At 70.6% G+C, this 11153-nt stretch carries 12 protein-coding genes; 11 read left to right on the forward strand and 1 reads right to left on the reverse strand.

Annotation, left to right across the window (positions count from 1 at the left end; translation table 11 throughout):
• The first annotated feature begins 24 nt into the window (after window positions 1-24).
• From N798_RS05925 to meaB, 4 genes are all read left to right on the forward strand, one after another.
• Window positions 25-513 carry a winged helix-turn-helix transcriptional regulator gene (locus N798_RS05925; protein WP_232222669.1) on the forward strand — a complete coding sequence of 163 codons (489 nt, stop codon included), beginning with the start codon at window positions 25-27 and terminating at the stop codon, window positions 511-513.
• 118 nt (window positions 514-631) lie between these two features.
• On the forward strand, window positions 632-2347 hold the full coding sequence (locus N798_RS05930) for a methylmalonyl-CoA mutase subunit beta (RefSeq protein WP_035946991.1): 1716 nt from the start codon (window positions 632-634) through the stop codon (window positions 2345-2347).
• The gene (gene scpA / locus N798_RS05935; RefSeq protein ID WP_052116964.1) at window positions 2344-4569 is read left to right on the forward strand and encodes a methylmalonyl-CoA mutase; all 2226 of its coding nucleotides are present in this window, start codon (window positions 2344-2346) and stop codon (window positions 4567-4569) included. Before N798_RS05930 ends, scpA begins: the two co-directional genes overlap by 4 nt.
• Complete coding sequence (meaB, locus tag N798_RS05940; protein ID WP_035946995.1) at window positions 4566-5546, forward strand: methylmalonyl Co-A mutase-associated GTPase MeaB; 981 nt, start codon at window positions 4566-4568, stop codon at window positions 5544-5546. The genes scpA and meaB overlap by 4 nt, the downstream gene beginning before the upstream one ends.
• A gap of 9 nt (window positions 5547-5555) precedes the next feature.
• Here the strand turns inward: meaB and N798_RS05945 are convergent, their stop codons facing one another.
• Window positions 5556-6803 (reverse strand): CPBP family intramembrane glutamic endopeptidase, encoded by a 1248-nt coding sequence (locus tag N798_RS05945; RefSeq protein WP_052116965.1) that lies wholly within the window; start codon window positions 6801-6803, stop codon window positions 5556-5558.
• A gap of 223 nt (window positions 6804-7026) precedes the next feature.
• On the opposite strand from N798_RS05945, the gene infA reads away from it, so the two are divergent.
• The 7 genes from infA to rplQ all read left to right on the forward strand — a co-directional run bounded on the left by infA (window position 7027) and on the right by rplQ (window position 11143).
• Complete coding sequence (gene infA, locus N798_RS05950) at window positions 7027-7248, forward strand: translation initiation factor IF-1 (protein WP_006946284.1); 222 nt, start codon at window positions 7027-7029, stop codon at window positions 7246-7248.
• A 95-nt stretch (window positions 7249-7343) separates the two neighbouring features.
• Window positions 7344-7457, forward strand: a complete 114-nt coding sequence (gene rpmJ / locus N798_RS05955) for a 50S ribosomal protein L36 (RefSeq protein WP_009775928.1) — start codon at window positions 7344-7346, stop codon at window positions 7455-7457.
• A gap of 233 nt (window positions 7458-7690) precedes the next feature.
• The gene (rpsM, locus tag N798_RS05960) at window positions 7691-8068 is read left to right on the forward strand and encodes a 30S ribosomal protein S13 (RefSeq protein ID WP_035946998.1); all 378 of its coding nucleotides are present in this window, start codon (window positions 7691-7693) and stop codon (window positions 8066-8068) included.
• Entirely contained in the window at window positions 8068-8475 is a 408-nt protein-coding gene (rpsK, locus tag N798_RS05965; RefSeq protein ID WP_035947000.1) for a 30S ribosomal protein S11, read from the forward strand. The genes rpsM and rpsK overlap by 1 nt, the downstream gene beginning before the upstream one ends.
• Window positions 8476-8507: 32 nt before the next feature.
• Window positions 8508-9116 carry a 30S ribosomal protein S4 gene (gene rpsD, locus N798_RS05970; protein WP_035947001.1) on the forward strand — a complete coding sequence of 203 codons (609 nt, stop codon included), beginning with the start codon at window positions 8508-8510 and terminating at the stop codon, window positions 9114-9116.
• Window positions 9117-9342: 226 nt separating this feature from the next.
• Window positions 9343-10383, forward strand: coding sequence for a DNA-directed RNA polymerase subunit alpha (locus N798_RS05975; RefSeq protein ID WP_035947003.1), 1041 nt, complete (start codon window positions 9343-9345; stop codon window positions 10381-10383).
• 28 nt (window positions 10384-10411) lie between these two features.
• Window positions 10412-11143: a 50S ribosomal protein L17, sunset domain variant gene (rplQ, locus tag N798_RS05980; protein ID WP_035947005.1), complete on the forward strand. Its 732-nt coding sequence runs from the start codon at window positions 10412-10414 to the stop codon at window positions 11141-11143.
• Window positions 11144-11153 lie beyond the last annotated feature (10 nt).

Consider the following 11153-nt stretch of genomic DNA (forward strand, 5'->3'; position numbering starts at 1 on the left):
GCTAATGGCAAGCACTTTGAGGAGATGATGCGAAGCGAACCGCGGTCGGGCTGCCCGATCAATGCCGCCGTCGAGGCCCTCGGGGATCCGTGGAGCCTCATCGTGCTGCGCGATGTCATGTTCGGCGACCGGCGCTACTTCCGTGAGCTGCTCGGTGCCTCGGAGGAGGGGATCGCGAGCAACGTGCTCTCGTCGCGACTCAAGTCGCTCGTCGCGGCCGGGTTGCTGACCCGCGACGACGCCATCCGGGGCCAGCGGGCGCGCTACACCCTCACCGAGGTCGGCATCCAGACCCTGCCGATCCTCGTCGCCCTCGGCACGTGGGGTCGGGCGCACCGGAAGACGAGCCCGCAGCTCACCATCCGCCAACAGCTCATGGAGGAGGGCGGCCCGGCGATGGTCGCCGACCTCATGGACGAGCTCCGGTGGCGTCACCTCGGGGTGCCCCTGCCCGACCGCGAAGGGCCGCTCGCGAGCGAACGGTTGAGAGCGGCATACGAGCGTCTGGCCTGACCGCTGGTGTGCTGAAACTCTCGTCCAGCCGCGACGGGCCCGCCGGTAGGGTGACGAGAGGTCCGCAGACCTCACGACGCAGGTGCGGACCGCACGGACCAGCCAAGAGGAGCGGTGGATGACGGTGGCCCCGAAGCGGCCCGCGGCGATGACGCTGGCGGCACACTTCCCGGAGCGCACGCAGGCCGAGTGGCGCGAGCTCGCAGCGGCCGTCGTCAACAAGAGCCGGCCGGAGGGTGAGCAGCTCGACCCCGACGCCGCCGTGGAGTCGATGCGCAGCCACCTCCCCGGTGGGCTCGTCGTCGAGCCCCTCTACACCCGGGCCGACGAGCCCGCACTGCTCGGCGTCCCGGGCGCCATGCCGTTCACCCGTGGCCGGGCCCTGCGTGACGCCGACGTGCCCTGGGACGTCCGCCAACTCCACGACGACCCCGACGCCGCGGCGACCCGCAAAGCGGTCCTCGCCGACCTCGAGAACGGCGTCACCTCCGTGTGGCTCCACGTCGGCGCCGACGGCCTCGCCCCCGCCGACGTCGCCGAGGCGCTCGCGGACGTGCGGCTCGACCTCGCACCCGTCGTCGTGTCGTCGTGGGACGACCAGGTGGGCGCCGCCGAGGCCCTGTATGCCGTCCTCTCGGCCTCCGCCGCGGGCTCCGGCAACCTCGGCCACGACCCGGTCGGCGCGGCCGCCCGCACCGGCACCGCCCCTGACCTCGCCCCGCTCGCCGGGGCGGTCGCGAGGCTGGCCGACCACGGCGAGGTGCGTGCGATCACCGTCGACACCCGCGTCCACGCCGACGCCGGGGCCACCGTGCCCGACGAGGTGGGCTTCGCGCTCTCGACCGGTGTGGCCTACCTGCGCCACCTCGAGGCCGAGGGTGTCTCCGTCGAGGAGGCCTTCCGCCACGTCGAGTTCCGCGTGAGCGCCGGCGCCGACCAGTTCCTCGCAGCCGCCGCGCTGCGCGCGCTGCGCCGGACGTGGGCGCGCGTCGGCGAGAGCATCGGCGTGCCCGAGCGGTCGCGCGGTGCCCGCACGCACGCCGTGACCTCCGGGCGCATGTTCACCCGCGACGACGCGTGGACCAACATCCTGCGCAGCACGCTCGCGACCTTCGGCGCCAGCCTCGGGGGCGCCGACGCCATCACCGTGCTGCCCTTCGACACCGTGTCCGGGCTGCCGACCCCCTTCTCGCGGCGCATCGCCCGCAACACGCAGATCCTGCTCGCCGAGGAGTCCAACGTCGCGCGGGTCACCGACCCTGCCGGTGGCGCGTGGGCCGTCGAGGCGCTCACCGACGAGGTGGCGACCGCGGCCTGGTCGACCTTCCAGGAGGTCGAGCGCGCGGGCGGCATGGTCGACGCCCTCGCGAACGGGCTTGTCGCAGAGCGCATCGCGGATGCCGTCGCCGAGCGCGACGCCGAGCTGGCGACACGCGTGCGTCCCATCACCGGGGTGAGCACCTTCCCGCTGGCCGGGGAGAAGCGGCTCGAGCGCCGGGCCCGCCGCGAGCTGACGGTGTCGCCCGAGGCCCTCGAGCCCCACCGCGACTCGGCCGTCTTCGAGGCGCTCCGGGACCGCTCGACGGCATACGCGGCTCGACACGGACACGCCCCACGGGTCGCCGTGCCGCTGCTCGACGTCCCCCGCGCGGGCGACCGGCGCGTCGACGCGGTCAACCTGCTCACCGTCGCCGGCATCGACGCGGTCGACGCGGGCGAGCCGTCCGAGGCCGTGCTCGTCGCGGCCGGCAAGGGCTACGAGGGCGTGACCCCGGGCATGGACGTCGTCGACTTCCTGTCCTCCCTCCTCGACGTCATGGGAGCACCGGCATGAGCACCATCCCCGACTTCAGCCAGGTCGAGCTCGGCGAGCCGACGGTGAGCACCAGCGGTGAGGCCGCGACCGTCGACGGTCAGGTCTGGACCACCCCCGAGCAGATCGAGGTGCCGCCGCTCTACACCGAGGCCGACCTCGAGGGGCTCGACTTCCTCGACACCATCCCGGGCGCCCCGCCGTTCCTGCGCGGTCCCTACCCGACGATGTACGTCAACCAGCCGTGGACGATCCGTCAGTACGCCGGCTTCTCCACCGCCGAGGAGTCCAACGCCTTCTACCGCCGCAACCTCGCCGCCGGGCAGAAGGGCCTGAGCGTCGCGTTCGACCTCGCGACCCACCGCGGCTACGACAGCGACCACCCGCGGGTCGAGGGCGACGTCGGCATGGCCGGTGTCGCGATCGACTCGATCTACGACATGCGCACCCTCTTCGACGGCATCCCTCTCGACCAGATGTCGGTGTCGATGACGATGAACGGGGCCGTCATCCCGGTGCTCGCGCTCTTCGTCGTCGCGGCCGAGGAGCAGGGCGTTGCACCCGAGCAGCTCTCGGGGACCATCCAGAACGACATCCTCAAGGAGTTCATGGTCCGCAACACCTACATCTACCCGCCCGAGCCGTCGATGCGGATCATCAGCGACATCTTCGCCTTCACCTCCGAGAAGATGCCGCGCTTCAACTCGATCTCGATCTCGGGCTACCACATGCAGGAGGCCGGGGCGACGCAGGACCTCGAGCTCGCCTACACCCTCGCCGACGGCGTCGAGTACCTCCGCGCGGGCAAGGCCGTCGGGCTCGACGTCGACCGCTTCGCGCCGCGGCTGTCCTTCTTCTGGGCGATCGGCATGAACTTCTTCATGGAGGTCGCCAAGATGCGCGCGGCCCGCCTCCTCTGGGCGCGGCTCGTCGAGGAGCAGGGCGCGAAGAACCCCAAGTCGCTCAGCCTGCGCACGCACTGCCAGACGAGTGGGTGGTCGCTCACCGCGCAGGACGTCTTCAACAACGTCGTCCGCACGTGCATCGAGGCGATGGCGGCGACGCAGGGCCACACGCAGAGCCTGCACACCAACGCCCTCGACGAGGCGATCGCGCTGCCGACCGACTTCAGCGCGCGCATCGCCCGCAACACCCAGCTCGTCATCCAGCAGGAGTCGGGCACGACCCGCACCATCGACCCGTGGGCCGGCTCGGCCTACGTCGAGCGGCTCACCCACGACATCGCCGAGCGGGCGTGGGCGCACATCGAGGAGGTCGAGGCCGCGGGCGGCATGGCCAAGGCCATCGAGGCCGGCATCCCCAAGATGCGCATCGAGGAGGCGGCCGCCCGCACCCAGGCTCGCATCGACTCCGGTCAGCAGCCGGTCATCGGCGTCAACCGCTACGTCCCCGACCTCGACGAGGAGATCGAGGTCCTGAAGGTGGACAACGCGGCCGTGCGCGCCAGCCAGGTCGCCAAGCTCGAGCGCCTGCGCGCCGAGCGCGACGAGACCGTATGCCGTGCCGCGCTCGAGCGCCTCACCGCGGCCGCGCGGGCCGGCTCGGACGGCAGCCTCGAGACCAACCTGCTCGCGCTCGCCATCGACGCGGCCCGGGCCAAGGCGACCGTCGGCGAGATGTCGCAGGCGATGGAGGAGGCCTTCGGCCGCTACACCGCCCAGATCCGTACGATCGGTGGCGTGTACTCCGACGAGGCCGGCTCCGACGCCAACGTGCGCCGGGCGCAGGACCTCGTCGAGGAGTTCGAGGAAGCCGAGGGTCGCCGGCCCCGCATCCTCGTCGCCAAGATGGGCCAGGACGGCCACGACCGTGGTCAGAAGGTCATCGCGACGGCCTTCGCCGACCTCGGCTTCGACGTCGACGTGGGTCCGCTCTTCCAGACGCCGACGGAGGTCGCGCGCCAGGCCGTCGAGTCCGACGTGCACGTCGTCGGGGTCTCGTCGCTCGCCGCCGGTCACCTCACGCTCGTGCCTGCGCTGCGCAAGGAGCTCGACGCGCTCGGTCGCGAGGACCTCATGATCGTCGTCGGTGGCGTCATCCCCACGCAGGACTTCGACGACCTGCGCGCCGCGGGTGCGGACGCGATCTACCCGCCCGGCACCGTCATCGCGACGGCTGCGATCGACCTCATCGGCGACCTGCGCTCGCGGCTCCACGGCGACGCGCAGCCGACGGACGACCCGAGCGCGGGCGTCGCCGCCGACGCCACGGGTGGCGCGTGACCGACGAGCTGTTCGACGGGATCCGCGCGGGGCAGCGCGCTGCCGTCGCCCGTGCCATCACCCTCGTCGAGTCGAGCCGGCCCGACCACCGCGAGAGGGCACGGGCGCTCCTGCGGGAGCTCACGGCATACACGGGTTCGGCGGTCCGGGTCGGTGTCTCGGGGGTGCCGGGCGCCGGCAAGTCGACCTTCGTCAACGCGATGGGGCTGCGGCTCATCGAGGCCGGGCACAAGGTGGCGGTCGTCGCCGTCGACCCGAGCTCGCGGCGCACCGGTGGTTCGATCCTCGGTGACCGCACGCGGATGGGTGAGCTGGGTGCGAGCGACTCCGCGTTCGTGCGCCCGAGCCCGAGCGGTCGGCACCTCGGGGGAGTGGCGCGGGCGACACGCGAGTCGATGCTCGTGCTCGAGGCAGCCGGGTTCGACGTCGTCATCGTCGAGACGGTCGGCGTCGGTCAGAACGAGATCGCCGTGTCCGAGATGGTCGACACGTTCCTCCTGCTCACCCTCGCTCGTGCCGGCGACCAGCTGCAGGGGATCAAGCGCGGCATCCTCGAGCTCGCCGACGTCATCGCGGTCAACAAGGCCGACGGCGACGGCGAGAACCCCGCGAAGGCCGCGGCCAAGGACCTCGCCGCCGCGATGCGGCTCATGCTGCCGGGCGCCGATGTGCGCCGCCCGCCGGTGCTCACCTGCTCGGCGCAGACGGGCGCCGGCCTCGACGAGGTCTGGGCGGCGGTGCTCGAGCACCGGGAGCACCTCGAGTCGCAGGGCTCGCTCGAGTCGCGGCGCGCCCAGCAGCAGCAGGACTGGATGTGGGCGCTCGTCGAGTCCCACCTCGAGGAGGCCGTGCGCGTGGCGCCGGCGGTCCGCTCGCAGCGTGCCGAGATCGAGGCAGCCGTGCGGTCCGGCGAGCTCAGCGCCGTCGACGGCGCCGCCCGCATCCTCGACCTCTTCCTCGCTGCGCGACCCGACTGATCGCGTCGGTCAGCCCGTGGCCGGGGTGCGCCAGCCGGCCGGGGCGACGCCGCGGCGCCTCGCCAGCCAGAGCAGCACCGCGGTGACGACCGCTGTCGCGACGACGTTCATCGCCGCCGAGACCGGCGAGCCCTGGGTCTCGCCTGAGATGTAGGACTCCTCGAGGCCGCCGAGCAGGATGCCGGTGACCATGATGAGGACGTTGTTGACGACGTGGAGGACGATGACCGCCTCCAGTCCGCCCGTCCGCCACGCCAGCCAGCAGCCGGCGACGGCGAGCGATCCGAGCTCGACGACGATCCACGGGTCGGCCGAGCCGTGCGCGGCGGCGAAGGTCGCGGTCGACAGCGCGGCGGTCAGCGCGAGGGCCACCAAGGGGGAGCGGACCCACGCGCCGACTCCCTGCACGAGCCCGCCCCGGAAGGCCACCTCCTCGCCGGCCGCCTGCAGGGGAGTCGTGAGCAGGGTGATGGTGAGCAGCGCGCCCCAGCTCTCCGGTCGGTCGAGGACCTCCTGGTCGAAGACGAACCACGTCACGAGCAGGTAGGCCCCCCACAACGGGGTGACGACGAGCAGGCACCAGCCCAGCCAGCCCCACCGGAGCCTTCCGGTGACCGACAGCACCCGCCACGGACTGCGTCGGAACCCCACCCAGAGCCCGACGAGGGTGGCCGGGACGAGCGCCGCGAGGAGCAGGTTCAGCGACAGGGAGGCCCACGGGTCGAGGGGGTTGAGCATCTCCTCCTCGGACTCGACGAGGAGGAGGGACGGCACCGAGAGCACCGCCGCGCTCACGAGCCACACCCCGACGGCCACCGCCAGGGCGAGGAGCGGCCGCCACCAGCGGTAGCGCGGCCCCCGCATCTGGTGCACGTAGGTGCGCGGCTCCCGCTCGCCCGCCTCGAGCGCGGCGGCCTCGGCAGCCCGCTTCTCGGCGACGAGCCGGTATGCCGCCCGCTGCCGCGCCTGCCCGACGAACCACGCGGGCGGCTCGGTCGGGGAGACGAGCACCGGGGTGCCCGAGCCGTGCGCGCCCCATGCGGCGCGGCGCAGACCCTCCGCCTCCGGTGCCTCGGGCCAGGACAGGAACCACAGCGCGTCGAAGCCGGCGAGGTCGCCGCCCTCGACCCGCCGCGTCGTCAACGGCGACCACTCGAGGTCGGGGGCGACTCCCCGGGAGAGCGCCCGGGCACGGGCGAGCGACTGCTGGTCCTCGAGGTGGCCGGGGTCCCCCACGGCGGCGATGCGCACGGTCATGGGCACAGTCTCACCGAGCGTGCTGGGAGGATCATCGACCCGGGGTCGCGGACGGCATACGACCTTCGTCTGGCAGGCAGGCGTCGATTTCGTGCTCGGCGCGGGCTCCCGTAGGATGGAGCGTCGGTCTCGTGTGCTCCCGCACGCGCGGCCACATCTCCATGGTTCCACTGGTGGCCTTCGCGCCGCACCCAGGGTGGGGCCAGCAACGGATTGAGAGGGTATGGCCAAGAAGGACGGCGTCATCGAGATCGAGGGCACCATCGTTGAGGCGCTCCCCAACGCGATGTTCCGCGTGGAGCTCACCAACGGGCACAAGGTGCTCGCCCACATCTCGGGCAAGATGCGCCAGCACTACATCCGGATCCTCCCCGAGGACCGCGTGGTGGTGGAGCTCAGCCCCTACGACCTGACCCGAGGCCGCATCGTCTTCCGCTACCGCTGACCGGGTCCGCCCGAAGCAGCAGCACCCCGCAACACCAGCAAGACCCGGGACAGACGTCCTGGCCCGGGACGGATCGACACGACAGCAAAGGCGACATGAAGGTTCAGCCGAGCGTCAAGAAGATCTGTGACAAGTGCAAGGTGATCCGCCGCAACGGCCGGGTCATGGTCATCTGCGAGAACCCGCGCCACAAGCAGCGCCAGGGCTGAACGCAGACCCATTCCCGCGAGGGAACCCGCACGAGGCACAGCTTCGAGCACACGCAAGAAATCCATGATGAGAACGCAGCGCCCGACCCCCTCGAGCGTCACCTGAAGAGGTGAGCGAGGGACGTCACCCCCGGCCCGGAGGCCGGGGACCGGGAACCACGGACAGCCGTGGAGCAAGCCCGGACCGGCGTTGCACCAGACCTCCGGAAACACAGAACAGGAACCATCACACGATGGCACGTCTCCAAGGAGTCGATCTGCCGCGCGAGAAGCGCGTCGAGATCGCACTGACCTACATCTTCGGTGTGGGCCGCTCCAGCTCGCAGAAGGCCCTCGCCGCCACCGGCGTGGACCCCAACACCCGCGTCAAGGACCTCACCGACGCCGACCTCGTCGCCCTGCGCGACTGGATCGACGAGAACCTCAAGGTCGAGGGTGACCTCCGCCGTGAGGTCCAGGCCGACATCCGCCGCAAGGTCGAGATCGGCTCGTACGAGGGTCTGCGCCACCGTCGCGGCCTCCCCGTCCGCGGTCAGCGGACCAAGACCAACGCGCGCACCCGCAAGGGTCCGAAGCGCACCGTCGCCGGCAAGAAGAAGGTTGGTAAGTAATGCCTCCCAAGGGCCGTATGGCTGCGGGCGCCAAGAAGGTGCGCCGCAAGGAGAAGAAGAACATCGCCGTGGGCCAGGCCCACATCAAGTCGACGTTCAACAACACGATCATCTCGATCACCGACCCCACCGGTGCCGTCATCAGCTGGGCCTCGGCCGGCCAGGTCGGCTTCAAGGGCTCGCGCAAGTCCACCCCGTTCGCCGCGCAGACCGCCGCCGAGGCTGCTGCCCGCCGCGCCATGGACCACGGCATGCGCAAGGTCGACGTCTTCGTCAAGGGTCCCGGCTCCGGCCGCGAGACCGCGATCCGCTCCCTGACCGCTGCCGGTCTCGAGGTCGGCTCGATCCAGGACGTCACGCCCTCGCCGCACAACGGTGTCCGCCCGCCCAAGCGCCGTCGCGTCTGAGCGCCTGAGAAGACGGAGAGAGAAACCACACCATGGCTCGTTACACCGGCCCCATCACGAAGAAGTCGCGTCGCCTCAAGGTCGACCTCGTCGGCGGCGACAAGAACTTCGACCTGCGTCCCTTCCCGCCCGGCCAGCACGGCCGTCGCCGGATGCAGGAGAAGGAGTACCTCACCCAGCTGCAGGAGAAGCAGAAGGCCCGCTTCACCTATGGCGTCATGGAGAAGCAGTTCCGCCGCTACTACAAGGAAGCGGCGAACCGCCCCGGCAAGACCGGTGAGAACATCCTGACGATTCTCGAGTCCCGACTCGACAACGTCATCTACCGCGCGGGCCTCGCCCGCACCCGTCGTGCCGCCCGTCAGCTCGTGACGCACGGCCACTTCGAGGTCAACGGCAAGCGCGTGGACGTCCCGTCCTACCGCGTCGAGCAGTACGACATCATCACCGTGCGCAAGCAGTCGGCGGAAAAGCTGCCGATCCAGCTCGCCCGCGAGACCTTCGGCGACCGCCCGACCCCGGCCTGGATCCAGGTCGTCCCGGGTTCGCTGCAGATCCTCATCCACTCGCTCCCGGTGCGTGCGCAGATCGACAGCCAGCTCACCGAGCAGCTCATCGTCGAGTTCTACTCCAAGAACTGATCTCAGCCGACTTCTTGCGACTTTCGGCGCGTTCCACCGTCGGCGTGCCGACCGCGGTCTGCGCCGAAAGTCGCAAGAAGTCGGGGCCGTGGGCACCTCAGTGCATCACGGCATACAGCAAGGTCTGCCGAGCTCACAGACAGAGGTGAGCTGGGCTGTTCGAGCCCTTGTGGCTCGGTCTTCACGAGGCGTCATATAGCGGTCGCCCGTGGGAAGGAAAATCACCGTGCTCATCGCACAGCGTCCACTCCTCTCCGAGGACGTCATCTCCGAGAACCGGAGCCGGTTCGTCATCGAGCCGCTGGAGCCGGGCTTCGGCTACACGCTCGGCAACAGCCTGCGCCGCACCCTGCTCTCGAGCATCCCGGGTGCCGCCGTGACGAGCATCCGCATCGACGGCGTGCTCCACGAGTTTTCCACGATCCCCGGGGTCAAGGAGGACGTCACCGAGATCATCCTCAACATCAAGGGTCTGGTCGTCTCCTCGGAGCACGACGAGCCGGTCGTCATGTACCTGCGCAAGCAGGGTGCGGGCGCCGTCACGGCCGCCGACATCGCGCCGCCGGCCGGTGTCGAGGTCATCAACCCTGACCTGCACATCGCGACGCTCAACGACAAGGGCAGCATCGAGATGGAGCTGACCGTCGAGCGCGGTCGCGGCTACGTCTCCGCCGCCCAGAACAAGTCCGGTGACCAGGAGATCGGCCGCATCCCGGTCGACTCCATCTACAGCCCGGTCCTCAACGTCACCTACAAGGTCGAGCTGACCCGAGTCGAGCAGCGCACCGACTTCAACAGCCTCGTCCTCGACGTCGAGACCAAGCAGGCCGTCTCCCCGCGTGACGCGCTCGCCTCCGCCGGCAAGACCCTCGTCGAGCTCTTCGGCCTCGCCCGTGAGCTCAACGTCGAGGCCGAGGGCATCGACATGGGCCCGTCGCCGACGGACGCCGCGCTCGCCGCGGACCTCGCCCTGCCCATCGAGGACCTCGACCTCACGGTCCGTTCCTACAACTGCCTCAAGCGCGAGGGCATCCACACCGTGGGTGAGCTCGTCGGTCGCAGCGAGGCGGACCTGCTCGACATCCGCAACTTCGGCCAGAAGTCCATCGACGAGGTCAAGGCCAAGCTCCACGGCATGGGCCTGGCGCTCAAGGACAGCCCCGCCGGCTTCGACCCGAGCCAGATCGCTTCCTACGACGACGAGTTCAGCTTCTCCGACGCCGACGACGCCGAGGACGCGTCGTTCGCCGAGGACGAGCAGCTCTGACTCTGACTTAACCTCTAGGAGTAAAGACATGCCTACCCCCACCAAGGGTCCCCGTCTCGGAGGCGGCCCGGCTCACGAGCGGCTCATCCTGGCCAACCTCGTGACCTCGCTGTTCGAGCACGACTCCATCACGACGACCGAGTCGAAGGCCAAGCGCCTCCGCCCGCTCGCCGAGCGCCTCATCACCTTCGCCAAGCGCGGTGACCTCCACGCCCGTCGCCGGGTCATGACGGTCGTCCGTGACAAGGGCGTCGTGCACCGCCTCTTCGTCGAGGTCGCCCCCGACATGGCCGAGCGCCAGGGTGGCTACACGCGCATCACGAAGATCGGTCCCCGCAAGGGCGACAACGCCCCCATGGCAGTCATCGAGCTCGTCCGCGAGCCCGTCGCCAAGAAGGCCACCGTCAAGGAGGCCGAGGGCGCGACGAAGCGTGCCGCCAAGGAGTCCAAGGAGTCCAAGGCCGCCGAGGCCGAGGCCCCCGTGACGGCGGCTCCGGCCACCGAGGCCCCCGAGGCGACCGAGGCCGCTGCCGCGGTCGAGCTGCCCAAGGGCTCCGTCGCCGCGAACGAGGACGGCTCCGCTCCCGAGGGCTACTCGGTCAAGGGCAACGCCGATTCCGGCAAGTACCACGTCGAGGGTTCGCAGTGGTACGACCAGACCGAGGCCGAGTTCTGGTTCACCTCCGCCGAGGACGCCAAGGCTGCCGGCTTCGAGCCGGCCGGTGGCGAGGCCGCGCAGGCGCAGGGCGACGACGCCTGACCTGCTGCTC

It is taken from the genome of Knoellia flava TL1, assembly GCF_000768675.1.
Lineage (GTDB): Bacteria > Actinomycetota > Actinomycetes > Actinomycetales > Dermatophilaceae > Knoellia > Knoellia flava.